General features: G+C 40.7%; 24 protein-coding genes. 11 read left to right on the forward strand and 13 right to left on the reverse strand.

The window, feature by feature from the left end:
• The first annotated feature begins 4 nt into the window (after positions 1 to 4).
• The 6 genes from murC (at position 5) to lpxC (ending at position 6652) form a co-directional block, all read left to right on the forward strand.
• Positions 5 to 1444, forward strand: a complete 1440-nt coding sequence (gene murC / locus PSR9079_RS04720; RefSeq protein ID WP_259397186.1) for a UDP-N-acetylmuramate--L-alanine ligase — start codon at positions 5 to 7, stop codon at positions 1442 to 1444.
• The gene (locus PSR9079_RS04725) at positions 1441 to 2361 is read left to right on the forward strand and encodes a D-alanine--D-alanine ligase (RefSeq protein WP_149980616.1); all 921 of its coding nucleotides are present in this window, start codon (positions 1441 to 1443) and stop codon (positions 2359 to 2361) included. The genes murC and PSR9079_RS04725 overlap by 4 nt, the downstream gene beginning before the upstream one ends.
• 1 nt (position 2362) lies before the next feature.
• Positions 2363 to 3142, forward strand: a complete 780-nt coding sequence (locus PSR9079_RS04730) for a cell division protein FtsQ/DivIB (RefSeq protein ID WP_145236891.1) — start codon at positions 2363 to 2365, stop codon at positions 3140 to 3142.
• Positions 3139 to 4371 carry a cell division protein FtsA gene (ftsA, locus tag PSR9079_RS04735; protein ID WP_145236894.1) on the forward strand — a complete coding sequence of 411 codons (1233 nt, stop codon included), beginning with the start codon at positions 3139 to 3141 and terminating at the stop codon, positions 4369 to 4371. The genes PSR9079_RS04730 and ftsA overlap by 4 nt, the downstream gene beginning before the upstream one ends.
• Before the next feature lie 21 nt (positions 4372 to 4392).
• Positions 4393 to 5637, forward strand: a complete 1245-nt coding sequence (gene ftsZ, locus PSR9079_RS04740; protein WP_149980617.1) for a cell division protein FtsZ — start codon at positions 4393 to 4395, stop codon at positions 5635 to 5637.
• A gap of 103 nt (positions 5638 to 5740) precedes the next feature.
• Positions 5741 to 6652 (forward strand): UDP-3-O-acyl-N-acetylglucosamine deacetylase, encoded by a 912-nt coding sequence (lpxC, locus tag PSR9079_RS04745; protein ID WP_149980618.1) that lies wholly within the window; start codon positions 5741 to 5743, stop codon positions 6650 to 6652.
• 256 nt (positions 6653 to 6908) lie between these two features.
• Here lpxC and yjjG read toward each other — a convergent pair whose 3' ends face one another.
• The 3 genes from yjjG to PSR9079_RS04760 form a co-directional block, all read right to left on the reverse strand.
• Positions 6909 to 7583: a pyrimidine 5'-nucleotidase gene (gene yjjG, locus PSR9079_RS04750; protein WP_145236903.1), complete on the reverse strand. Its 675-nt coding sequence runs from the start codon at positions 7581 to 7583 to the stop codon at positions 6909 to 6911.
• The gene (gene yjjX / locus PSR9079_RS04755) at positions 7583 to 8128 is read right to left on the reverse strand and encodes an inosine/xanthosine triphosphatase (RefSeq protein ID WP_145236907.1); all 546 of its coding nucleotides are present in this window, start codon (positions 8126 to 8128) and stop codon (positions 7583 to 7585) included. Before yjjX ends, yjjG begins: the two co-directional genes overlap by 1 nt.
• 67 nt (positions 8129 to 8195) lie before the next feature.
• A complete protein-coding gene (locus PSR9079_RS04760) occupies positions 8196 to 9095 on the reverse strand; it encodes a phosphoribulokinase (protein WP_145236910.1) in 900 nt (299 codons plus the stop codon).
• Between the two features lie 137 nt (positions 9096 to 9232).
• Here PSR9079_RS04760 and PSR9079_RS04765 point away from each other — a divergent pair, with 137 nt between their 5' ends.
• Complete coding sequence (locus PSR9079_RS04765) at positions 9233 to 10102, forward strand: TolB-like translocation protein (RefSeq protein WP_149980619.1); 870 nt, start codon at positions 9233 to 9235, stop codon at positions 10100 to 10102.
• A 77-nt stretch (positions 10103 to 10179) separates the two neighbouring features.
• Positions 10180 to 10545 (forward strand): hypothetical protein, encoded by a 366-nt coding sequence (locus PSR9079_RS04770; RefSeq protein ID WP_145236916.1) that lies wholly within the window; start codon positions 10180 to 10182, stop codon positions 10543 to 10545.
• A gap of 47 nt (positions 10546 to 10592) precedes the next feature.
• On the opposite strand, the gene PSR9079_RS04775 is transcribed toward PSR9079_RS04770, so the two are convergent.
• The 6 genes from PSR9079_RS04775 to PSR9079_RS04800 all read right to left on the reverse strand — a co-directional run bounded on the left by PSR9079_RS04775 (position 10593) and on the right by PSR9079_RS04800 (position 15970).
• Positions 10593 to 13163: a M1 family metallopeptidase gene (locus tag PSR9079_RS04775; RefSeq protein ID WP_149980620.1), complete on the reverse strand. Its 2571-nt coding sequence runs from the start codon at positions 13161 to 13163 to the stop codon at positions 10593 to 10595.
• A gap of 94 nt (positions 13164 to 13257) precedes the next feature.
• Entirely contained in the window at positions 13258 to 13938 is a 681-nt protein-coding gene (locus PSR9079_RS04780) for a site-specific integrase (protein WP_149980621.1), read from the reverse strand.
• Positions 13939 to 14015: 77 nt separating this feature from the next.
• On the reverse strand, positions 14016 to 14366 hold the full coding sequence (locus PSR9079_RS04785) for a DUF2750 domain-containing protein (protein ID WP_145236925.1): 351 nt from the start codon (positions 14364 to 14366) through the stop codon (positions 14016 to 14018).
• 17 nt (positions 14367 to 14383) lie between these two features.
• Positions 14384 to 14962 carry a glutathione S-transferase family protein gene (locus PSR9079_RS04790; protein ID WP_149980622.1) on the reverse strand — a complete coding sequence of 193 codons (579 nt, stop codon included), beginning with the start codon at positions 14960 to 14962 and terminating at the stop codon, positions 14384 to 14386.
• A 68-nt stretch (positions 14963 to 15030) separates the two neighbouring features.
• Positions 15031 to 15312: a peptidylprolyl isomerase gene (locus PSR9079_RS04795; RefSeq protein ID WP_149980623.1), complete on the reverse strand. Its 282-nt coding sequence runs from the start codon at positions 15310 to 15312 to the stop codon at positions 15031 to 15033.
• 85 nt (positions 15313 to 15397) lie between these two features.
• Positions 15398 to 15970, reverse strand: a complete 573-nt coding sequence (locus PSR9079_RS04800) for a glutathione peroxidase (protein WP_149980624.1) — start codon at positions 15968 to 15970, stop codon at positions 15398 to 15400.
• A gap of 124 nt (positions 15971 to 16094) precedes the next feature.
• Here PSR9079_RS04800 and PSR9079_RS04805 point away from each other — a divergent pair, with 124 nt between their 5' ends.
• From PSR9079_RS04805 to PSR9079_RS04815, 3 genes are all read left to right on the forward strand, one after another.
• Positions 16095 to 16583 carry a GNAT family N-acetyltransferase gene (locus tag PSR9079_RS04805; RefSeq protein WP_149980625.1) on the forward strand — a complete coding sequence of 163 codons (489 nt, stop codon included), beginning with the start codon at positions 16095 to 16097 and terminating at the stop codon, positions 16581 to 16583.
• 75 nt (positions 16584 to 16658) lie between these two features.
• Positions 16659 to 18653, forward strand: a complete 1995-nt coding sequence (locus PSR9079_RS04810; protein ID WP_149980626.1) for an ATP-binding protein — start codon at positions 16659 to 16661, stop codon at positions 18651 to 18653.
• A 65-nt stretch (positions 18654 to 18718) separates the two neighbouring features.
• Complete coding sequence (locus PSR9079_RS04815) at positions 18719 to 19849, forward strand: response regulator (protein WP_149980627.1); 1131 nt, start codon at positions 18719 to 18721, stop codon at positions 19847 to 19849.
• A gap of 25 nt (positions 19850 to 19874) precedes the next feature.
• On the opposite strand, the gene queG is transcribed toward PSR9079_RS04815, so the two are convergent.
• From queG to PSR9079_RS04835, 4 genes are all read right to left on the reverse strand, one after another.
• Positions 19875 to 21008, reverse strand: coding sequence for a tRNA epoxyqueuosine(34) reductase QueG (queG, locus tag PSR9079_RS04820; RefSeq protein ID WP_149980628.1), 1134 nt, complete (start codon positions 21006 to 21008; stop codon positions 19875 to 19877).
• Between the two features lie 70 nt (positions 21009 to 21078).
• Positions 21079 to 22296: a methyl-accepting chemotaxis protein gene (locus PSR9079_RS04825; protein WP_149980629.1), complete on the reverse strand. Its 1218-nt coding sequence runs from the start codon at positions 22294 to 22296 to the stop codon at positions 21079 to 21081.
• Positions 22297 to 22391: 95 nt separating this feature from the next.
• Positions 22392 to 23090: a glycerophosphodiester phosphodiesterase gene (locus PSR9079_RS04830; RefSeq protein WP_145236954.1), complete on the reverse strand. Its 699-nt coding sequence runs from the start codon at positions 23088 to 23090 to the stop codon at positions 22392 to 22394.
• Positions 23087 to 23953: a DMT family transporter gene (locus PSR9079_RS04835; RefSeq protein WP_149980630.1), complete on the reverse strand. Its 867-nt coding sequence runs from the start codon at positions 23951 to 23953 to the stop codon at positions 23087 to 23089. Before PSR9079_RS04835 ends, PSR9079_RS04830 begins: the two co-directional genes overlap by 4 nt.
• Positions 23954 to 24045 lie beyond the last annotated feature (92 nt).

A 24045-nucleotide genomic window follows, 5' to 3' on the forward strand; every position in this document is an offset into this window, starting at 1 on the left:
ACAAATGTCAACACACAAGAGCACTCGCCCGGCAATGCGCCGAATTAGCACTATCCACTTTATTGGTATTGGTGGCGCAGGAATGGGCGGTATTGCCGAAGTACTCGCATTTGAAGGATATCGTATTACAGGCTCTGATATTGCCCACAGTGCAATGACCGAACGTTTGATCCAAGCTGGCGCTGAAGTGTTTATTGGCCATCATCAAAGTAATGTTAAAGATGCCAATGTAGTGGTGGTTTCAAGTGCAATTGATGAAACTAACCCTGAGATTATTGCAGCTAAGGCGGCACGTATTCCGGTTGTGCGCCGTGCCGAGATGTTGGCCGAGCTAATGCGCTTTCGCCACGGTATTGCTATCGCTGGCACTCATGGTAAAACCACCACCACTAGTTTGATCGCGAGTATTTATGCTCAAGCTGGGCTGGATCCAACCTTTATTATTGGTGGCTTACTTAATAGTGCGGGTAGTAACGCAAAAGTCGGTAAAAGTGATTTTTTAATTGCTGAAGCTGATGAGAGTGATGCGTCATTCTTGCATTTGCAACCTATGGTATCGGTGATCACTAATATTGAAGAAGATCACATGGATACCTACGGCGGTAGCTTAGAAAAAATGAAAGACACTTATGTGGATTTCATTCATAACCTGCCTTTTTATGGCCTTGCTGTGGTGTGTATCGATTCAGAAGTGGCAGCTGAGCTTATTCCGCGATTTGGCCGTCCTGTGATCACTTATGGTGAATCGAGCGACGCCGATTACCGCATGACTGATTTTAGCCAAACGGCAAATACCAGTCAGTTTAAAGTGCGCACTAAGCAAGGTGATGAATTAACTGTGCATTTAAATATGCCAGGTAAACATAATGCATTGAACGCCACTGCAGCGATTGCTGTTGCAAAAGATCAACAAATAGCTGATCACGCGATTTTAGAAGCATTGCAACAGTTTGAAGGTATCGGACGTCGTTTTCAGCATTATGGCGATTTTGAAAACGAACGTGGCAAAGTAATGCTGGTGGATGATTATGGTCATCACCCTTCAGAAGTTGCAGCGACTATAGCGGCAATTCGCCAAGGCTGGCCTGATAAACGCTTAGTAATGATTTATCAACCACATCGCTTTACTCGTACTCGTGATTTATATGAAGACTTTGTAAAAGTGTTAGCCGATGTTGATCAGTTATTATTGCTTGATGTATACGGCGCTGGTGAAGAGCCAATTATTGGCGCAGACAGTAAAAGTTTATGTCGCAGCTTACGTCAACGCGGTAAAGAACCACTGCATGTTGCAAGTAGCTCTGAACTAGCTGGAGTATTAGCTGATACGTTACAAGATAATGATTTAGTTATAACCCAAGGTGCTGGTAATATTGGTCAATTAGTAAAAACACTCGCGGCGACATCGCTGTCGATTGAGCAACTTAAGCAGGTAAAGGTATGACGCAATTAAACACACAGTTTGGCAAAGTGGCAGTGTTGTTTGGTGGACACTCAGCTGAGCGCGAAGTATCACTAAAATCAGGCCAAGCGGTATTGAACGCATTACAAAATGCGGGCGTTGATGCCATTGGCTTTGATCCAAAAGAGCAACCGTTATGGCAATTAAAAGAACTCGGCATTGAACGAGTATTTATCGCCCTGCATGGTCGCGGTGGTGAAGACGGTACTATTCAAGGTGCACTTGAGTTTATGGGGTTGCCATACACTGGCAGTAACGTATTAGGCTCAGCATTGGCGATGGATAAAATACGTTGTAAGCATTTATTTAAATCTGCGGGCTTGAGCACTGCGCCTTATGCGGTGGTGGATAGCAAGCGTGGTTTTGATGCGACAGCGATAATGAATGAACTGAAAAAAGTGATGGTAAAACCGTCGCACGAAGGTTCTAGCATTGGTATGGCGCAAGCAAATAATGCGCAAGAGCTTGAAGCTGCTTTAGCTGAAGCGTTTAAGTTTGACAGCCAAGTACTGGTTGAGCAGTGGATAACCGGGCGCGAATTTACAATCACTGTACTAGGCGATGAGGTACAGCCAGTGATTGAAATGACCACCCCAAATGGTTTTTATGATTACCAAGCAAAGTATCAGTCAAATACCACGCAATATCATTGCCCAGCAGACTTATCAGCTGGCGATACCACGCATTTACAAGCAATGGCTTTAGCGGCATTTGATCTAGTGGGTGCCAGTGGTTGGGGTCGTGTTGATGCAATGCAAGATGCAGACGGTAACTTTTATTTGTTAGAAGTAAACACAGTACCAGGAATGACTGAAAAATCGTTAGTGCCAATGGCTGCTAAAGCAAATGGTGCAAGCTTTGAGCAATTAGTTGTTCGCATTTTGGAGCAAACGCTTTAATATGCATCCCTTTTTGGAAAAAGCGCAACAATTAAAACAGCAACTAAATTGGTCGCTAATTTTAGGTGTGAGCTTTTTTTTAATCGTGGTTTTCAGTTTGGTGCAAATCACCAGCGGCGTTAGACAGTGGTTGGTAGAAAATAAAGATGCGCAAATAAAGCATTTAGCTGTGTTGGGGAAACCTCAATACACAGATGAAAAAGCGATTATTAGCGCGATTAAAAAAGCCGACTTATCGAGTTTTTTTGATTTAGACGTGAAAAACATACAACGTCTAGTGCAAGACTTACCTTGGGTGGCTACTGCATCGGTACGTAAGCAGTGGCCAGATACATTACAAGTGTATGTGGTAGAGCATCAGGCTGTCGCAGTGTGGAACAGTGATTTATTACTTAACCAAAGCGGTGAAGTGTTTCAAGCTAGCAGTGCGAAGCTCAGTGACGAGCTGCCACAACTTTATGGCCCTGAGGGCAGTGAATTTGAAGCATGGGGAGCTTTCAAGCAGTTTGATGAAATGCTTAAGGTTAATAATTTAAAGTTAACCAGCCTGGCATTGTCAGAGCGATTTTCATGGCAGTTATGGCTCGATAACGGTATTCGCCTTAAATTAGGGCGTAAAGAAAAAGCTAAACGGGTACAACGGTTTATAGATGTTTACCCGCGGATGGAAAAACGTGCAGATGCACAAGTAGATGTAGTGGATTTACGGTATGATACCGGCCTTGCGGTGAGCTGGAAGCTCCTGGAAGAAGCGCAATTACAAAATAAGAGTAAGGCATGACTAAGTCAGCAGAAAGAAACCTAGTGATTGGATTAGACGTTGGCACCTCAAAAGTGGTGGCCACGGTTGGTGAAATCACCGCAGATAACAAACTCAGCATTGTTGGGGTTGGCAGCCAAGTGTCCCATGGTATGGATAAAGGCGGCGTAAACGACCTTAACTTGGTGTCGGAGTCTATTCGTCGTGCAATCGATGAAGCTGAACTTATGGCTGATTGCCGTATTAGCTCCGTGTATTTGGGGATCTCAGGTAAACATATTCAGTGCCAAAACGAAAGTGGTGTTGTGGCAATTAATAACACTGAAGTGACTGATGAAGACATTGAAAATGTTATTCATATTGCGCGCTCTGTGCCTATTTCAGCCGAACGTAAAATGCTGCATGCACTGCCGCAAGAATATAGTATCGATATGCAAGAAGGGATTAAAAACCCGCGTGGTATGAGTGGTGTACGAATGGAAGCCCGTGCTCACATCATAACTTGCTCAAACGATATGGCGAAAAATATTGAAAAATGTGTTGAGCGTTGTGGTCTTGAAGTTGACCAACTGATTTTCACCGCATTAGCGTCGTGTTATTCGGTATTAACCGATGACGAAAAAGAGCTCGGTGTTGCGGTACTTGATATCGGTGGCGGTACGATGGATATCACTATTTATATCAATGGTGCGTTGCGCCACTCTGCAGTTATTCCTGTAGCGGGCAACCAAGTTACTGGCGATATTGCAAAAATATTTCGTACACCGATATCCCATGCTGAATCACTCAAGGTACAATATGCCTGTGCAAGTAGCCAAATGGCCAGCAGCGAAGAAACTATTGAAGTGCCTAGTGTCGGCGGGCGACCAGCGCGGTTAATGTCGCGTCATACCTTATCTGAGGTGGTTGAGCCACGTTTTAGAGAATTATTTGAATTAGCGATGGAAGAAATACATCGTTCAGGATTAGCAGACCAAATTGCAGCAGGACTCGTCATTACTGGCGGTAGTGCTAAAATGGCTGGCGCGATGGAAGTGGCTGAAGACATTTTCCAGATGCCAGTGAGAATAGGCAAACCTATAGGGATAGTTGGTTTGACAGATTATGTAGATGACCCTTCATATGCAACGGCGGTTGGCTTATTACAATATGGCCGCACAATGCAATCGATGAATGCACAAAAATCGAAACCTGAAGGCGATAATAATTGGTGGAACCGCATAACGAAGTGGTTTCAAGGCGAGTTTTAATACTCAAGTCGGAGAGTAAACATGTTTGATATAATGGAACAACACAGCGAAGAAGCTGTCATAAAAGTAATAGGCGTGGGCGGCGGCGGCGGTAACGCTGTTGAGCACATGGTTAAGCAACAAATTGAAGGCGTGCGTTTTATTGCCGCTAATACGGATGCTCAGGCATTACGTAACTCATCAGCAGATATTACAGTGCAACTAGGTACTCAGATCACGTCTGGGCTAGGTGCGGGTGCAAACCCTGATGTAGGTCGTAAATCAGCAGAAGAAGACGCCGATACTATTCGTGCCAGCCTTGAAGGTGCTGATATGGTATTTATCGCAGCGGGTATGGGCGGTGGTACTGGCACAGGGGCTGCGCCTGTGGTTGCCAAAATTGCTAAAGAGTTAGGTATTTTAACGGTTGCTGTAGTGACACGTCCGTTTGACTTTGAAGGTAAAAAGCGCGCAGCAGCGGCTGAACAAGGTATTAACGAATTGTCAGAAATTGTAGATTCACTTATTACAATTCCTAACAATAAATTGCTTAAAGTTTTAGGTAAAGGGACTACACTGTTAGACGCATTCGCTAAAGCAAATGATGTATTATTTGGTGCCGTGCAAGGTATTGCGGAACTAATTACTCGTTCTGGTTTGATTAACGTGGATTTCGCCGACGTACGTACAGTAATGTCAGCCATGGGTACTGCGATGATGGGCACAGCGTCTGCATCGGGTCCTGATCGTGCGCAAGAAGCTGCAGAAGCTGCAATCTCAAGCCCACTACTTGAAGACGTTGATTTAACTGGCGCGAAAGGCATCCTAGTTAACATCACTGCAGGTATGGATATCGCAATTGAAGAGTTTGAAATTGTTGGTAATCACGTTAAAGCATTAGCATCTGAAAATGCGACTGTGGTGGTTGGTGCGGTTATTGACCCGGAAATGACTGATGAACTACGTGTAACTGTAGTCGCTACAGGTTTAGGCGGCGATCGTCGTCCACAGTTTGGTATTGTCGATAACGGCTTTAAAAAAGCGTCAGGTTCTGATGTTAGCAGTTCAACAAACCAAACTAGCAGTATGTATGTACCAAGCTTTGCAAGCCAAGGTAGTGGCGATGAAATGACTGCTGCTCCAGCGATTGAAAAGCATGAATCGAGCAAGACAACGCAAAGCAATAGTGGTTTATCTAAAACTAATGATAGCGGGAAAAAGTCTGATAAATCAGAAGGTGGCGATTATTTCGACATCCCTGCATTTTTAAGAAAACAAGCAGATTAAACAAAAAGGTAATTGTTTTTGTTTAAAAAGCGAACGAATTTGGCAGCTGGTCGTATATGTGATATAATCGGCGGTCTAACTGTAACTATAAGTGAGCGAAGCTATGATTAAACAGCGTACCATTGCAGAGATAGTCAAAGCCATAGGAATTGGACTTCACAAAGGTGAGAAGGTCACTATTACTCTCCGACCTGCGAGCGCAAATACTGGGATAGTATTTCGTCGTGTCGACCTTGATCCGGTTGTTGATTTTGAAACAACACCTGAAGCCGTTGGCGATACGCAATTATGTACCTGTTTAACTAACAAAGATGGCGTTCGCTTATCTACGACTGAGCACCTTATTGCTGCGGTAGCGGCAATGGGTATCGATAATTTGATCGTTGAATTAGATAGCTCAGAAGTACCAATAATGGATGGTAGTGCATTACCATTCATTTATTTGTTACAAAAAGGCGGCATTGCAGAGCAGAATGCGGCTAAGCGCTTTATTCGTATTAAAGAAAAAGTACGTATTGAAGAAGGTGATAAATGGGCCGAGATTGAACCATATGATGGTTTTCATATCGACTTTGAAATTGCTTTCGATCATCCGGCAATCAATGAAAGCCGCCAACGTATCGGTTTAGATATTACTACGCAAAGCTTTACAGAAGAAATCAGCCGTGCACGTACTTTTGGCTTTATGAAAGACATTGAATATATGCATGCTAATAACCTAGCTTTAGGTGGCAGTATGGATAACGCCGTGGTATTGGATGAGTTTAAAGTACTTAATCCTAACGGTCTGCGTTATAGCGATGAGTTTGTTAAGCATAAGATTCTAGACTGTGTTGGTGACATGTTTATGACAGGCCACAACATTTTAGGAAAAATTACAGCTTATAAATCAGGCCATGACCTGAACAATAAGTTACTTCGTAAAATTATGGCGACTGAGTCAGCATGGGAATGGGCAACATTTGATACCCCAGTATACATGCCAGCACCAGGTTTAGAAGTAGCCACAGCTTAATCGCAAACACTTAAAACAGTTATAAAAAATGACGCTATCTAGCGTCATTTTTTTTGTTTAAATATTGCGGTTTAGTTTTTTAATGTTATACCAATCGTGTTAAGTTACTGACCATTTATAGCGACAGATAAATGGAGTGATAACAAGGCGTAAATTTTGACATGTAGTTGTTCTACTTAAAAATTATAACGCAGTTAGCGCTTTATTTAGCTCGCTAGAATGGTTAAATATTTAAGTCGATTGGTATTAAACCTTTTTACAATCCTAACAACTGTTGTAACTGTACCAGCTCAGTCACTTGGTATGTTGGTTCAATGCCTTCTGGCAGAACTGTGTTGGGGTGCTGTAGCCAGCAGGTATCAATCCCGGCATTTTGGCCACCTAAGATATCACTGCTTGCGGTATCACCGACCATTAAGATCTGTTCTTTTGGTGGATTACCTAACAGTTCAAAAGTGTGATAAAAAATTTCTGCGGCTGGTTTTGCAATTCCCACTTGCTCAGAGATAACTAAACAATCAAACATCTCTTTTAATCCGGTATGCTCTAAGCGGCGTGCTTGTAGCTGGGTAAAACCATTAGTGATAATGCCTAATTTAGCATGCGGTTTTAGTTTATTTAGCAGTTCAATAGCACCAGGTAATGGTTCGCAGATCTCAGCCATGGCAGTTAAAAAATCATCATTAAGCTGTTGAGCTGGAACATTGAGCTTATTAGCCCACTCACTAAATCGAGTGACTTGTAGGTGAGTAGCGGAAATAGTATTGTTTTGATACTCAAGCCACAACGGTTTATTTGTTGCTTGATAATGACTGTAATCAGCGTCATTAAAATCTACGCCATAAACTGCAAACATTCTTTTTAAGCCTGCATAGGCATTAAAGCTAAATAAGGTTTCGTCGGCATCAAATAAAACATGGGTGTACTTCATTAAACTTCCTTAGAGTAAAGCGCGGGATGAAGAAAAGGCGCCATAGCGAGTGTCAGCGCTTGCGTATAGGTACTTTCTCGGGTGGCATGATGATTAGTTAATAAACCAATAGCACCGCCTTGCTGTTTGATATTGGTAGTATTAAATGCGTTATCCATTACATCGCCAAGTTCTTTGCCTTGCAATAACGCATTATACAGGCTTGGGGGTAAAGGAAGGTTACTACTACGACCGATAGCACGTTGTTGGTTATCAGCAACGACTACAAATGCAAAGGTAGCGGGGCCGTAGCTAAATTGCTCAGCACCACCTTCCATTGCAACATAAAAATCAGCTTGGTAATGCTGTTGGCAATACAAGACACGATTTTGTGCGCCTATTCGTGTTTCATCTTCACCTATTGGCTGATCAGGTACTTGTGAAGGTGCATCAACTCCTTGACAATCAATCGTCATATTAGGGTAATAGAGAGAGAAAATACTGCGGGCAGCATTTATTTTTACCGGATTTTTGGAACCGACGAGAATGCGTAATGGCTCTGTCATGCTGATATCTCCTTTTATGATGAAGTCAGCAGTTTACATAAGCTATATATTTCAGCAAGCGTATTTCTTAAATAGGCAAATCAACGGGGGCTAATTCGGCAAGCGCACGCTTTTTAAGGATAATATCTTTGATAAGTGGGGTTAATACTAACTCCATAGCGAGTCCCATTTTTCCACCAGGGACCACTAAGGTGTTGATCCTCGACATAAAGCTGCCTTCTATCATACGTAGGTAATACGGAAAATCGACGTCATCTATGCCACGAAAACGAATAACTACAAAGCTTTCATCAAGGGACGGAATATCTTTTGCGCTAAATGGGTTTGAGGTGTCAACGGTTGGCACGCGCTGAAAGTTTATGTGAGTACGTGAGAACTGTGGCGTAATGTGATTAATGTAATCATCCATACTGCGGACAATTGAGCCCATAACAGCTTCGCGAGAGTGACCACGTTCAGAGGTGTCGCGGATTAACTTTTGGATCCACTCAAGGTTAATGATAGGCACCATACCAATTAGTAAATCAACATGCTTAGCTACATCATGATCTTCATCGACAACACCGCCATGCAGTCCTTCGTAGAATAAAATATCGGTGCTACTTTCCAGTTCTTGCCACGGAGTAAAGGTACCTGGTAGTTGATTGTATGGCACGGCTTCGTCAAAGGTATGCAAATAACGACGTAATTTACCTGCTCCAGTATCGCCATAGGTGCTGAACAAACCTTCTAGGGCTGCAAAGTCATTAGCTTCACGACCAAAGTAACTAATGTGTTTACCTTCTTGCTGCGCTTCGCGAACTTTTTTATCCATCTCAGGACGAGTATAGCGATGAAAACTGTCGCCCTCTATAAATGCGGCCTCAATATTAAGACTACGAAATATATGCTTAATAGCACTTGTCGTGGTGGTAGTACCCGCACCAGATGAACCAGTGATCGCAATAATAGGATGTTTAGCTGACATAATTTTTCTCGTTTTAAGTAGCTCTGTAGTTATAAGGCGTAGTAAGGGGGTAGGTCAAGTGACATATCAATAACAGACTTGGGAATAACTATAAAATAGCGCTATTATAAGGGCGATAAAAATAATTAGAGAATGATATGAAATTGACTTTACCTTGGCTAAGTTTTGTTGCCACCCTTGCAGTTACCCCTAATAGCGTTTTAGCTGCGATGCCAAAAAGCGAAATTTTACTTGCTAAACTTAACACAGAATATGGGTTACAAGTAAGCCGTATCACTAATAATGATGTTTATAATAATCAGCCTTTACTTACCAAAGGTGGTATTTATTTTACCCAAGAAGTGCAAAGTGAAGGGCAAAGTCAAACAGATCTAGCTTTTTATGATTTTACCAATAAGCAAGTAACTAATTTAACAAATACTGCTGTGAGTGAATACTCGCCGACTTTAACACCTAATGGTAAGGCACTGTCAGCTATCGTAGTCGAGGCGGATGGTAAGCAAAAGTTATGGCAATATCCGTTTGACGATAATGTTAAACCAAGTCGTATTTTTGAGTGGATAGAGCCAGTTGGTTATCATGCCTGGGGCGCCAAAAATGATATGGTGATGTTTATTTTAGGCGAACCACATACTTTACAATATACTCAGGTTGCTGCAGCGAAGCCAAAAGTGGTTGCTGAGCATATTGGCCGTACGTTGACATTTAATCATGCATTAGCTGCCTATACATTTAGTTATAGCAAAGCGCAGCAGCACTGGTTAGCAAGTTATGATCCGCAAGAAAATACCGTCACTGACCTCTTTCGTTTACCGCAGACGGTACAAGATTACGCATTTAAAGACGCTAATACGGTCATTTATGCGGTCGATAATCGTGTTTACCAGCGCCAGCTAAATAGCCCTGAACAGGTCTCGCTATGGCTTGATTTAACGCCTTTCTGTGACACCAATATTACCCGTATGAGCTACTTAAATGATCAACTCGCTTTTGTATGCGTTAAATAACTATAATATAAAACTTTGCAGGTTCTTGGCTGTGCTGTAGTTTACAGCTAAGAGCTTAATGAAAATCAAGGATATCCATGTCAGCTAGTCCAGAGCAAATCAACGAGCAACTTATTGCATTAGAGTGCCGTAGTAATTTTAGAATTAAGAATATCACTGAATATATGTTACCTAAGTCCAAAGAAGCAATTTATCTGCATATAGAAGGTGGCCAAGCTAAGCTTGTGCTTCGTCCTGCACTGGAAGTCTTTAGTGATGATTTTAATAAAATAGCAGGCGTTAACCGCATTAGCGGTTTTTTTCATAGTAGTGAAATGACACGGTTTCCAACGCGTATTTTTAAAAGCACGAATCCAATCCATTATGGAATTGGTTTTAAAATGACCAGCGTTGAAGGAGCAAAAGAGTTTATTTCTCAGCTAGTAAAAATTATCAATGGATAAATAACGCTGTTGATAAAAAACGGCAAGCCAATGGCTTGCCGTACAAATTAACGTTTTAAGAAACTATTTACAGACGCTAATTCACGCTCTTTAAGTGAAATACAGTTATTCACGCTTTCTTCAAGTTTGCTTAATGTACGGGCATAACCTGGTTCGTCAGCAATTTTACTCATAAAGAAGCTTTGTGTTTTTGCTAAGCTGCTGGCGCTACAACCTGAGGTGGTAAAGTTAGGCAGGTTAGGTACGAAGAAAGGTGGCAAGTTTGCAACTACCTTATCGTAATTCGCGTATATCCATTCAATAAACAAAGCTTCACGGGCTTTCGTGTAAGCCTGTCCTGACATAATCGTACGCATGTCAGATGCAGTGACATCGTCAGTTAAGCTGTAATTTAATACCTTAGTTTGTAGCTCTGGCGTGCCAAAGTAACTCATAGCCGCTAGCATTTTTGTACGCACTTGCGGATCTTTGGTAGTTTTAAAGGTATTTATATACGCATCGAGTAGGTTTTTATCACCATGGAATGCGGCTAAGTTTAAGTAGATTGACGCAAGGTACGGATCAACTTTTTCTGGGTTATTTAAGTAAACACGGGCTTGTGCCTTGGCGGTATTGATCACACTTTGATCTTCACCATCAAAACCTAAACGTGCAACTACTTGAGTACGTAATTGCGAGATTGCAGCATCTTCATTTACTTTTGCAGTTAAACCATACTGTTTAGCTGCAGGCATGATGCTTTTACGAATAAATTCAGGCCACAGGTCTTGGTTGCTTTCATCTTCAAAGGTACGCTTTTGTGCGGCTAAATAACCCAAAGCGGTATTAGCAACGCGTGGGTGTTTGTCGCTTACAAAAACTTCTAGTGTTTGCATTAAATGTGCAGCAGAAATAACACCAGCATCTAGTAATGCATCAGCGGCAGACAATAACGCTAAACGTTCTCGTACTGTCAATGACTGTGCGGCGTTATCAATCAATGCAGCAAATTGTTTGTCATCCATCACCCAGCGGTAATAACCTAAAGCGCCTTGATCAGGATAAATCCACTCAGGTTCAAATTCAAGTTCAACAGTTTGATTGGCTTTAGTTAGTAATATATTGGCAGTTTTAACTTTATCGCCAGCACCGTATTTTATTGCAACTGGCACATTCCAAAGCTGTGCAGGAGCATCAACGCCCGCGTTAGTAAAGCGGCTTTGATTAATGGTAATCGTTTTACCTTGCTGAGTTACTTTGATCAGTGGGAATGAAGATTGTTCGATAAACGATTTTAAAACCGCTGCCACATCTTTATTTGATGCTTTACCAAGTGCTTGCCATAAGTCCGCTGCTTCGGCGTTTTTATACGAGAACTCTTTTAAATAAGCGCGAATACCCTGCTGGAAAGCCTCTTCGCCAATCCAGTTTTCAACCATAGCTAATACCGAGCTGCCTTTGCTATAAGCTAAGCCTAGGCCATCCATAATATCGGCTTCGGTTTTGATTGGTTTACGAATTGGCTTAGTACTTAAACGAGCATCTAACGCCATAACGTTATTTTGCGGCAGGTCTAAATGTGATTCAAATTCAGGGTTAAGCTGGGCTGTGATTTTAGCAGCCATCCAGCTTGCAAACGCTTCATTTAGCCATAAGTCATTCCACCATTTCATGGTTACTAAGTTACCGTACCACTGGTGAGCAAGTTCATGAGCGATGATAGATACATTGCGTTGTTTTTTATTGCGAGTCGCTGTAGCCAAATCAAGCAGCAAAATATCTTCACGGTAGGTAACTAAGCCTGCGTTTTCCATGGCACCGAATGGAAACTCTGGAACAGCGACTGAATCTAGTTTTTTATAAACGTAAGGAATACCAAAGTAGCCTTCAAGCGCGGCCAATACTTTTGGCATTGCTTGCTCGGCATATTCACCTAAGTGAATTTTACCTTGTGGCGTGATCACACGACCTGGAATTGGCATGCCTTTGACTTCACGCTCCTCAAATGGACCGACAGCCATGGCCACTAAGTATGAAGGAATTGGCGGTGTTTTATCAAAAAAGTGAGTGGTCATATCGCCATTAACGGTCGTTTTTAACTCAGGTGTATTGGCATACACTTTTTGAGAGCTAGGTGCTGTAATCGTTAATTGGAATGGAATTTTATAACTTGGTTCATCAAATACAGGGAATGCGCGGCGGGCATCGCTCATTTCAAATTGGGTAAATAAATACGGCACACCCTGATCTAAGGTTTTATACAGGCCAACACTTTGGCGATTATAGGGGGCAGTGAAGTCGACTTTAAGCGTGTATTTACCTGGTTGAATTTGCTCATCGCAGCTAAATTTTACTTTACCTGTTTTTAGCATTTCAGCACTTAAGTCACAGTTTTCTGCCCCAAGCAGTTTTGCCATTTGCGTTGCGTAAGCAACACCATTTAGCTCGATATAGTTAGTTGGCTTAAGTACTTCAAGGGCGATTTCGGTCATACCGCTAAAGGTTTCTTGAGCTGGATCAAGCGTTAGAGATACGTGTTGAGAACTTGGTTTTGCGAGCTTTTCTAGGACAAACTCATTAGCATGAGCTGAACTTACTGCAACGGCCACACTGAGTGTGAGTAGGCTTTTAATAAACATAGATATCCCTGATATTTTCTTGTTAGAGTTTTGTGCTCAGTTATCGTAACAGTTTTTAAGCAGTGAGTAATGAGCTAGTTGGTAACAAAGTTTGTCAAATGGTGTGGCGCTGATTAAAGCGGTGCCAATCAATGTGCTGGTTGATCACGCGTATTTGTTGGCAGATCTGATTAAGGGTGATTACATCGCTAAATTCAGTCAATTCATATTCATTAAAACCCAGCAGATAATTAAAAGCATCTTTATTGCCTGCTTGAATTGCATAAATGCGGATTTGCTGCTCAAAATTGAGCCTGAGACTGCTGACAGCGGTTTTCATACCAAGTTGATCGATATTGGGAATATCACACTTTTGTAAGTAGCCGGCACGCTCTCCTTCACCAGAGAACCAAATGCGAACTTTCTCGCTATAGCGACCTGACTTAGATGGTAAGTCAAACAATAGGCGATTGTGTCCTTGTTGTTTAACTGCTGCGATATACTCGTTTAAGCCAGCATCAAAAAGTGCTTGATGGATAGGCACAATACGGGCTTTTATTTTACCGTGGGTATGGAAATGAAAACAAAGGATCTGTTGATGTTCAACAATATCGCACAGTTGTAAATGGCCAATTTCATCACTGTAAGCTCCGCTGTAATAAGCGATTAAAGGGAGCCAAAAATGCCAGTGTTTCGGCTGTTCGCGAGGTAAGCGTTGATCACCATATATATAGCCATGGTAAAGCGTATGTAATTCCATAGCGGAAAAAGGGCGGCGACCAAGATGGGACTTCAACGTAATACCCTGAAAGTAAAGATTTGCGCTAGTTTATAGCAAATAAACCAGCGCAGTAAAGCAATGTTAAATAATGCTTATTCGCTTAGTGCGCGTGCTAATCCAACCGGCTCGATTTCAACACATACTTGGTCGTCATTCCAGTTTAGGCCAACCAGTGCGTCATCTTCTTTTAGATCTTCAACCCAGTCATCTAAAAACTCATCCAAGGTGATTTGCAGTGGGCTGTAATCGGCCCATTCTTCTTTACACTGGGCTTTTGCTGTTGCTTCACTTTCCCACAATAGTAGTACATCGGTGTTTTCAAATTGGTTAGAGTCACAAACCACAAAACCGCCATCTTCAGCACCTAGCGCCCAGATTTGTTCACTTTGACGTACTTTTTCAACAAAACTAACTAGTTCTGATTCAATTTCGATATCACTCATGTGTTTACCCTTAAATGTTAATTACGTGGATCGGTTTGCTGCACTGCCTGTTGCTGAGCAAATGAATAATAGAAATTCATTAACTCGGTATGTGCCGTTAGATCCGTTAACTCGCGGAAGCAAATCCAATCAAGTAAGCAGTATAAACTGATGCACAGGTATTCACAGCTTTTAAATTCTGCATCTGCAAAATGGTTATTTAAATAGCTTAATGTTTCAGCAATGCGTTCATTTTGTAGATTAAAAAATAATTTATCATCCTGTGTATCGAATCCTGAACGCTGACAAAGTAATAGCTCAACCAGCGAATCATTGCATGCATTAATGATTGTTAGTAGGTGCTCTTGTTGCCAATTCAGACGAGTTTGACTTTGTTGTTCGAGCAAAAAGCGGATGATGTTATTTGAATCAGCTAAAGTTTGCTGCTTAGTGATTAGCACTGGAATTTTTCGGGCTGGATTATTTTGTATCATCAGCTGACGATCAGTGTCTGAAAAAATATCTAAGTTGATAAACTCAAGACTACATTGATTTAACAGTGCCCAAATACGAATGCGGCGTACAAATGGCGAGGTTGTTGAGCCTAATAGTTGCATGTGCTTTCCTTAGGATAAAAAGAAAGCCGCAGAGGCGGCTTTCTTTTAGGTTAGTAATAAAACCAACGTTATTCTGTACGACTAGTCACTTCAAGTAAGTGGTAGCCAAACTGAGTTTGCACAGGACCTTGTACTTGATTAATCGGTGCTGAAAATACCACTTTATCAAATTCAGGAACCATCATACCAGGACCAAACTCACCTAATGCACCGCCATCCTGACCTGAAGGGCAGTTTGAATGTACCTTAGCTAACTCAGCAAAATCTTCGCCTTGTTCAATCTTGGTTTTTAAATCTAAGCACTGCGCTTCGCTGTCTACTAATATGTGTCTTGCACTTGCCACTGTCATAAAATCTCCCGTTTCAAGGTGGTGTTTTTTTAATCAAATCTTACGTTATTCTAGTTCAATAATAACTACTTGTACCAGTATAAAATTAAATATCTGAAATTGCTTGTTCTATTGCTTTAACTAACTTGTCTGAATCAGGCTTGGTTTTGCTATTAAAACGTTCAACCTGTTTGCGATCTGCAGATACAAGATATTTATAAAAGTTCCAATTTGGCGAACTCGTTTGGGCATTTAAATGTTTAAATATAGCATTAGCATCACTGCCTCTGACTTCGCTGGTGGCAAACATCGGGAAAGTTACGCCGTAATTTACAAAGCAAACTTTAGCGGTGTCTTTTTCGTCATCTTCTTCTTGGAAAAAATCATCAGAAGGAAATCCCAGTATCACTAAACCTTGATCTTGGTATTTTTGATATAGCGCTTCTAGACCTTCAAATTGTGGCGTAAAACCGCAGTTGCTTGCCGTATTGACTATTAATAAGGGTTTATTCTTGAATTGACATAAATTAATGCTCTCTTTAGAGCGAAGTTTGCGCATAGTAACATTAGTGAAATCATCACATGACGTATCCTCAACCTGCTGTTGGCTTGTTTGCTCTGGCTGTGCATAAACACTACAACTGAGTATTGCGCAGCATAATAATAATTTTTTAAACATACCGATTCCTTAACTTGTTGTGGCTGATCACCCTGGATGGCAGTCTACCGTTTATTTTGCAGTAGTGTGACTTTAACTCATACGTTACTATGCAATGAAGTGATCAACAACCGCTAAAAACAAAATGACAATACGATTAGCAAATAGTAATGATTTAGCCGCCATAGTTGCAATTTATAATGAAACAATAGCAAGTAGAATGGTTACAGCCGACACCGAACAAGTAAGCATAGCAGACAAGCAAAGTTGGTTTAATAGCCATACCGAGCAGCGGCCTATTTACGTTTATGAGCAAGACTCTAAGGTGATAGCTTGGCTTAGTTATAAATCTTTTTATGGTCGTCCAGCCTATGATGGAACGGTAGAAATCAGTATCTATATTACCGCATTTGCACAAGGCCAAGGGCTTGGCAAACGCTTACTTACTTTTGCCCAAGAGCAAGCTAAGCCATTAAATATTAAAGTGCTACTAGCATTTATATTTAGTCATAATATACCGAGTATTAAATTGTTCGAGCGCTTTGGTTATCAACAATGGGGAAAGTTACCTAATGTGGCTATTATGGACGACAATCACTACAGCTTAACTATCTTAGGTAAGCATTTAGGGTAGATATACGACTAAAAATAATCCTTTAGATGGTGTTAATGCAGAAAACTTAGACTACGCTTTTATCATGTTAAGTTGATGAAAAGCGGAGTCAAAGCTGTGCGGAAAATATTGATCGTTGATAGCAATAGTATTTTAGCGATGCGGATAAAAGTATTGCTTGAATTGATTGGCTGTGAAGTTGAATTGATCCACTTTTCAATGCTACAGGAATGTACTGCGTTTAGTTCTTATGATTTAGTGACTATTGCACATGGTGTTCCAGTGGCTACCGCAAGTTTTTTAGTAACACAGGTCAGTCAAGAGCGCTTTTTACTGCTTGCACCTAAAGTTGAAAACAGCGAACAACTATCTTTATTTAGTGAGCTTAATCGACTGGCGCCAAATGCTCTGGTGATTTATCCCTTCTTCGCGAATAAAGAGATCAGCACCTTATTAGAGAGTGTGTTAGAGCTTGGCTCCGATAGTGTTTTAGTATTACCAACGGTATTGTTGGTTGACCATATTCCGCAGCGGCTTGAAAAAATAGCAAATAGTCTATTAGGTGCTCATATTAAAACGATTACAGCTAATAGTATTAGCTCTGCGATTAGCCAAACACAAGGACATGAAATTGATCTGCTATTGAGCGATTTTAGCTTGCCTGATGGATCTGGTTTAGAAGTATTTGCCGCCCTCAAAGTATTATATCCGCAATGTCGTTGTTTACTATTTACCTCAAAACCAAATCAAGTGTCGATGATTGAAGCTATTCGCCAAGGGGTGGAAGACGTACTAGTTAAACCAATTAATGAAAATATGTTACTGCAATCGGTGCATAAACTTTGGCAAACGGAGTTATTAAAACGTCATAACACTGAATTAGTTGAACGCCTACAAGATACCGTTGATGCACTTATTGAAAAAGATAGCTTGTTACGTGTCATTTATAAGCACACACCTGATGCGATTATGTTATTTGAGCGCAATGGTGAAGTGATTGAAGCAAACGATGCTTGCTCTAAACTATTTCGATTATCGGCAAAAGCACTGAAAAGCAGCTCAGTATTTACTTTATTGGATGCAACGTCTGTTGAGCAAATCAAAGAAAAAATAGCGACGTTAAATAAAAATCGTCAATTTAGTTGTGACGTGTATCTGCCAATGGAAGGCGAAGATGCCATTCCATTAGTTGGTTCATTCAATGAGATAGATCATCATGGTGATATTGCACTTGCGGTTATTTTTAAAAACGTTACTCACCTTAAGCTCAAAGAGGAGCTATTACTCGAAGCAAAAGATATGCTTGAAGAGCAAGTACGTGCCCGAACATCACAACTTGAAGACGCTAAAAATATCGCTGAGGCAGCAAATCACAGTAAATCAGAGTTTCTTGCTAACATGTCCCATGAATTACGCACTCCAATGCATTCAATATTAAGTTTTGCCCGCTTTGGTTTAGATAAACTCGGCAGAGGTGATATTTCAGTTGAAAAGCTACAGAAATATTTATCTCGTATTGAGTGTAGTGGCGAGCGGCTGCTCTCATTACTTAATAATTTACTCGACTTATCTAAACTCGATGTTGGTAAATTCCCTTTTAATCCTCGCCCACACAATCTTAATAATATTATTAAAACCAGTATTGATGATGTGTCAGGTACTGCTATGGAAAAAGATATTGAAGTGAAGTACTTACCACAAAAACCGCCTCTTATAATTGACTGTGATGAAGAGCAAGTAAATCAATTATTACGCAATATCCTCGGCAATGCGTTGAAGTTTAGTGATCCGCATAGCTGTATTGAAGTCGTTTTAATTAAGCAGCAAGAGCAGGCAATTATTGAAGTGATTGATAGTGGTATAGGGATCCCCGATGATGAGCTTGAACATGTGTTCTCAAAATTTGTACAAAGTAGTAAAACCAATAATGGTGCTGGCGGAACGGGGCTTGGCTTAGCTCTGTGTCGTGAATTTGTATCATTACATAAAGGTGTTATTTCTGCTCATAACAACAGCTCAGGAGGCACGACGATTCGTATAACTCTGCCATTAGAAATAAAAATTTCTGCTACTCAAGAAGAAATTACTTAGCTTGACTGGTAAGAGTTTTTTTTATGACTAAACTATTAATATGAATTATGAAATGGATGATAATTATGCCTTTAACGAGAATATTAGCTGTTGATGACGAGCCTTTTAATTTAGAAATTATAGAAGAGATATTGTTGGATCTTGATTTTGAATTAAAGATGGTTAGCAGTGGTCCTGAGTGCCTCAGCATAGTGGAAGAGTTTGCGCCGCAAGTAATCTTACTCGACGTGAGTATGCCACAAATGAATGGTTATGAAGTATGTAGAAAACTAAAGGCCAATCCCAGAACTGCAAATATTATAGTGATGTTCGTATCAGCCAGAGGCACTGTCGAAGAGCGGATGGAAGGGTATGCAGTCGGTGCAGAAGATTATATTGTTAAGCCATTTGGACAGGACGAACTTAAATCGAAACTGAAAATTCTTAACCAAGTACTGATTGAAAAAGAATCGTTAGAACAGCAAGTTGAAGAAGCCACATCCACTGCATTTAATGCCATGGCTAACAGTAGTGAAATGGGGCAAATAGTTAATTATATTGAGAGCATTGGTATGATTAACAATACTAAAGCGCTGGGTGAAGCCTTAGTTCATTGTTTAAGATCGTTTGATTTACAAAGTAATGTTGAGTTTAGAGCTAATATTGATGCTCCTGACCACTTTGCCCTAAATGGAACGTGTTCGCCGATTGTAATTGAATTGTTTGATATGCTCAAAAATAAGGGGCGGCTACATGAATTTTCCCATCGTATCTTAGTTAATTATGAATTAATTAGTTTATTGATTTTAAATATGCCAGATCACGATCCTGATAAGCATGGCCGGATCCGAGATCATGTGTGCTTTATTGTCAGTGTCACGGAGCAACAGCTACGCGCAATCATGACCCGTGAAGCTTTACAGTCGCAGCAAACAAAGCTAAATGATGCAATTACTATGGTTAATAGCAAGTTTCATGGCTTAATTGAGCTGTTAAATGAAAACCGTCAGAGTAATGAAGCGGTGTTCAAGCGTTTACAAGAAGAGTTAGAACAGCGCATCCCATCAATGGGGCTAGACGAAGATCAAGAAGTGTTTATTTATCAGAAGGTAGATCAAGCAATTCAAAAATCAGTTGCCCGTGAAGAGTCTGTACAGGGGGTGAAAGCAGCTTTTCATGAAATTGAGCAAGACCTGTCTATCTTATTGAAAAAGTAACAGTAAATAATCAAGGGGTGTGAAGCTACGCATCTCTTGGTAAGCCCTTTTCTACGATACGTATCAAACGGGCGGTTTTTCTTAGCAACTTATCTTGTTTTGAGTGTTGTTGCTTAAGCGCCCACTCTATATGTTCTTTTACCAACTCGGTTGATTGATCATAGCTGGCACTGAGTGCGTCAACGATCGATTGGCTAAATTGCGCATTACCTAAACCTACAGCAATATTTCGTAGCCAGCGCTGATGACCAATTCGACGGATCGGACTGCCTTCGGTATTTTTTAAAAAGGTGGCTTCATCCCAACTAAATAAATCAAGTAAATCTTTATCTTTTAGTTGTGTTCGTGGGTGAAAGTCGGCTTCATCGGTAATTTGCCCGTAGCGGTTCCATGGGCAAACTAATTGGCAATCATCACAGCCGTAAACGCGATTACCTAATAGTGAGCGATATTGCTCAGGGATTGGTCCTTGCAGCTCAATAGTAAGATAAGAAATACACTTGCGTGCATCCACCACGTAAGGCTCTACAATTGCGCCGGTTGGGCATAAAGTAATGCAGGCAACGCACTTTCCACATCCCTCAAACTCATTGGGCTTATCAATTGGTAAAGGGATATCAACAAATAACTCACCCAAAAAGAACCAAGAACCGGCTTCTTTATTGATTAGCAAGCTGTGTTTTCCACGCCAGCCTAAACCTGCTTTTTCAGCAAGTTGACGTTCTAATACTGGTGCTGAATCAACAAATGGCCGATAACCTAATTGACCTATTTGCAGCTCAATTTTTTGACCTAATTTCTTTAATCGATTACGCATCAGTTTATGATAATCACGCCCTAACGCATAACGACTAATATACGCTTTATCGGTATTTTTGAGGGTTTTAGCAAAGCTTGCATCGGGGGGCAGGTAATTCATTTTTACAGATATAACCCGCACAGTACCTGGGACTAGCTCCGCAGGGCGAGCGCGTTTCATACCATGAGCGGCCATATATTCCATATCGCCGTGATAGCCTAAATCAAGCCAGCGCTGTAATTGTGCTTCGTGTTTGCTTAGATCAATGTCAGTGATGCCAACTTCAGCAAAGCCAAGTTCTTTACCCCACTGTTTTATATCAAGGGCTAACTGCGTGTGATCGGATATTGAGCTACTCACATGGGTACATCATTAAGAAAAAATAACGGCGCAATTTAACACATTTACAGCACAGTTAAAACGCTTGCGCTTAGACAAAACGCTTTAACTGCTGCAGAGTTTGCTCACTTAGTTGTTGTGATAATTGACAATCACCTAGCGCTACATCAATTTGTGCTTTTGCTTGGCTGCCTAACGCAACGATTTGTTCAACTGATTGATGAGTTTGATTTTGTGTCTGTTCGAGTAAGTGCACAGCGCTTACAATTTGCTGTAATTGTTGTTGATTGTGTTCAAATTCAACAAGCCGATCGGTAAATCCATGGGATGTATTACTAATAGTTGTTTCTGCATTATGCGAATAACTGACAAGTTGCTCAGATTCCTTATTTGTTTGATTTACTAAAGAATCCATTTGGTTGATGAAATCGCTGATCTGGCGAGTTGCATCACTTACTTTAACCGATAAAGTTCTTACTTCATCTGCTACAACCGCAAAACCACGACCAGCTTCACCCGCACGAGCGGCTTCTATTGCAGCATTGAGCGCCAACAAATTAGTTTGATCTGAAAATTCTTCAACCATTTTCAGGATGCTACGAATATTCTCGCTGTTTTGTTTTAAGCCAGAAATCGTTTCTGAAAAACTGCTCAATACATGACTAATCGATTTAACTTGAGTGACTAGTTTTGTGAGTTCTTGTGCAGAGTGTGTAACAAAGTTTAAATGCTCTGCGTTTACTTGATGAACATCATCGGTATTGGTAACGATACTTTGCAGACTATCAGTTATTTGATTACTGGCTGCGGTTATTGTTTGGCTAAAATCAATTTGTTGTTCGCTTAGCTGCGCCGTATGTTGCATTGACTCAGTCACTTGATTATTACTTTGTGCGCTGGCCTGCGAACTTTGGTAAGTGGTAGCGAGTAATTGGCTTAGATGATCAGTAAAGGTATTGTACTGTTGGCTGATTTCACGAAATTCATCATAGGTAAAGTGGGGGAGTTTAGCTGCTAAGTTTGCATCTTGGCGGTTAATTTTTATTAAAGTATCACGCATTGCTGTAACTGGGCGCACGATCAGAAAGCGCATGTAAAAGAGTGTAAAGGCAAAGCCGGCAATAATAATCACCGTGAGTAACCAAAATAGGCTGGTGTCTGCGTCTTGCGTAGTTAGACTTTTATATAACCAAATCAAAGTAATAGCTTGGAAAATAAATACAAAGCTAAGATTGCCAACAATCTTTCGGGTTAAAGTAAAAAAGAAGCTTTGTTCTATAAAGTTATAAATACGCATATACCCACTCATCAATTGCCCGCTCGGCTGTTGTATTGTTTTACTCAGTATCGTTCAAATTCACTTTAATTCAAGAATATAGGATGAACGGTAGCCATTTTTGATAACTACAGTGAGTTTAAAATCATTTTCGTGTTGCATGGGTAATTAGTAAAAATTCCGTCGACACCAAAACTAAGCATTAACTCAATATCTTCTTGTTTATCAACCGTATATGCATAAACTTGTAAGCCGCGTTGTTTGGCATCCGCGACAAACTCATGGTTAATAAAGTTTTTATCAACATGAATACTAAACGCCTGTAAGCGCTGGGCAAATTCGGCATAGTTGATAGGAATGGAGCCCGTTAACGCGCCAATTTTTAGCCAAGGTAGTTTCTGTTTAAGCCACATTAATTGATGATGATCAAATGAAGAGACTAACAGCATATCCTGAGATAGTTTGTTATTAACGATATTTAACTCAATCAGCTCAACAAATTTATCCAACGAGAAAGTGTGTTTTAACTCAAGGTTTAAGAGCACTTTATTGGCTGTCCAATCAATAGTTTGCTGTAGGGTTGGGACAAATTCGCCATTGCCGGCATCAAAACATTGAATTTGCTCTCGGGTAAGTTTATTTATTTTGCCGCGGCCGCTGGTGGTGCGATCTAGCCAAGTATCATGGATGATCATGTAATCATCCAAACAGCTTTGTACATCGACTTCAATACCATCGACTTCAATTTCGACTGCTGCGGTTATCGCACTCTGGGTATTTTCTGGATAAGTGCCACTGGCGCCCCGATGAGCAAAAACTTTTATCATAATGTGTGTTTCCGAGTAACTGACCATGTTTCGTAAAATGCTGCACTAATCACTAAAGCACCGCCAAGCAGGGTCTGTAGTGAAGGTTGTTCATGCAACAGCAAAAAAGCTAAAAATGTGCCATATAAAGGCTGTAAACAAGAAATAAGTCCCGCTGTTGATGCTGATAAATACTGTAAACTTGCCGCAAATAAAGAGTGCGGAGTTGCAGTAAAAATTACGCCAGCGACGAGCAATAACCCTAGATCTTGGTTCGATATATTAATCACTGGTACTTCAATAAAAGCACATAATAACAAGCTAGCCACTAATGTTTGATAAAACATAGTTTGTGGCCCACCGTAGTGGCTAAAGTATCGCTTATGAACAATATTTCTAAACGCGAAAAAAAATGCTGAAATAACACCGGTTACCACGCCTAAGGTGACATCATTACCCATATCTGCATTTGGTGTCAGTAAATAGATCCCTGTTATTACTACACTTGCGCTGAGCAAATCGTTTACTTTGGGCTTACTACCATTAAAGAATGGTTCAATAAATACGGTGATCACAGGGTAAGTAAAAAATGCAATCATGCCAACCGCAATCCCAGCCATTTGCATACCAGCAAAGTAGGTGACCCAATGTATACCTACAGCAGCCCCTAACAACAAAGCAATTAAGTAATCTTTAGCACCGCTGAGTTTAATTGCTTTTTTTTGCCATAACAGCAATATCATAATAGCCAGACCCGCGATGGCTGCGCGGTACACGGTGATATCTAATGCGTTGAGATTTATTAATTTGGCAAATAGTGCTGTGCCACCAAAAAGTAATACCGCAATATGTAAATAAATTAAACTTTGTTGTTGGGGTTGCATGTAAATTCGCTCTGCTATTTTTTACTATCTTATCACTGCTCATAATAAGGTGAAATTTTTAAAACATGACAAATGTCAGCAAAGTTGATGAC

This window comes from Pseudoalteromonas rhizosphaerae (assembly GCF_902498845.1).
Lineage (GTDB): Bacteria > Pseudomonadota > Gammaproteobacteria > Enterobacterales > Alteromonadaceae > Pseudoalteromonas > Pseudoalteromonas rhizosphaerae.

Bases quoted from the DNA above. Each gene is read 5' to 3' on its own strand.
- PSR9079_RS04795 (WP_149980623.1), bottom strand. From the start codon at position 15,312: ATGACAGTGGCAAGTGCAAGACACATATTAGTAGACAGCGAAGCGCAG.
- PSR9079_RS04815 (WP_149980627.1), top strand. From the start codon at position 18,719: ATGCCTTTAACGAGAATATTAGCTGTTGATGACGAGCCTTTTAATTTA.
- PSR9079_RS04805 (WP_149980625.1), top strand. From the start codon at position 16,095: ATGACAATACGATTAGCAAATAGTAATGATTTAGCCGCCATAGTTGCA.
- PSR9079_RS04790 (WP_149980622.1), bottom strand. From the start codon at position 14,962: ATGCAACTATTAGGCTCAACAACCTCGCCATTTGTACGCCGCATTCGT.
- PSR9079_RS04730 (WP_145236891.1), top strand. From the start codon at position 2,363: ATGCATCCCTTTTTGGAAAAAGCGCAACAATTAAAACAGCAACTAAAT.
- PSR9079_RS04765 (WP_149980619.1), top strand. From the start codon at position 9,233: ATGAAATTGACTTTACCTTGGCTAAGTTTTGTTGCCACCCTTGCAGTT.
- yjjG (WP_145236903.1), bottom strand. From the start codon at position 7,583: ATGAAGTACACCCATGTTTTATTTGATGCCGACGAAACCTTATTTAGC.
- PSR9079_RS04800 (WP_149980624.1), bottom strand. From the start codon at position 15,970: ATGTTTAAAAAATTATTATTATGCTGCGCAATACTCAGTTGTAGTGTT.
- PSR9079_RS04775 (WP_149980620.1), bottom strand. From the start codon at position 13,163: ATGTTTATTAAAAGCCTACTCACACTCAGTGTGGCCGTTGCAGTAAGT.
- PSR9079_RS04785 (WP_145236925.1), bottom strand. From the start codon at position 14,366: ATGAGTGATATCGAAATTGAATCAGAACTAGTTAGTTTTGTTGAAAAA.
- PSR9079_RS04835 (WP_149980630.1), bottom strand. From the start codon at position 23,953: ATGCAACCCCAACAACAAAGTTTAATTTATTTACATATTGCGGTATTA.
- ftsA (WP_145236894.1), top strand. From the start codon at position 3,139: ATGACTAAGTCAGCAGAAAGAAACCTAGTGATTGGATTAGACGTTGGC.
- PSR9079_RS04760 (WP_145236910.1), bottom strand. From the start codon at position 9,095: ATGTCAGCTAAACATCCTATTATTGCGATCACTGGTTCATCTGGTGCG.
- PSR9079_RS04770 (WP_145236916.1), top strand. From the start codon at position 10,180: ATGTCAGCTAGTCCAGAGCAAATCAACGAGCAACTTATTGCATTAGAG.
- yjjX (WP_145236907.1), bottom strand. From the start codon at position 8,128: ATGACAGAGCCATTACGCATTCTCGTCGGTTCCAAAAATCCGGTAAAA.
- PSR9079_RS04830 (WP_145236954.1), bottom strand. From the start codon at position 23,090: ATGATAAAAGTTTTTGCTCATCGGGGCGCCAGTGGCACTTATCCAGAA.
- lpxC (WP_149980618.1), top strand. From the start codon at position 5,741: ATGATTAAACAGCGTACCATTGCAGAGATAGTCAAAGCCATAGGAATT.
- PSR9079_RS04825 (WP_149980629.1), bottom strand. From the start codon at position 22,296: ATGAGTGGGTATATGCGTATTTATAACTTTATAGAACAAAGCTTCTTT.
- murC (WP_259397186.1), top strand. From the start codon at position 5: ATGTCAACACACAAGAGCACTCGCCCGGCAATGCGCCGAATTAGCACT.
- PSR9079_RS04725 (WP_149980616.1), top strand. From the start codon at position 1,441: ATGACGCAATTAAACACACAGTTTGGCAAAGTGGCAGTGTTGTTTGGT.
- PSR9079_RS04810 (WP_149980626.1), top strand. From the start codon at position 16,659: ATGAAAAGCGGAGTCAAAGCTGTGCGGAAAATATTGATCGTTGATAGC.
- ftsZ (WP_149980617.1), top strand. From the start codon at position 4,393: ATGTTTGATATAATGGAACAACACAGCGAAGAAGCTGTCATAAAAGTA.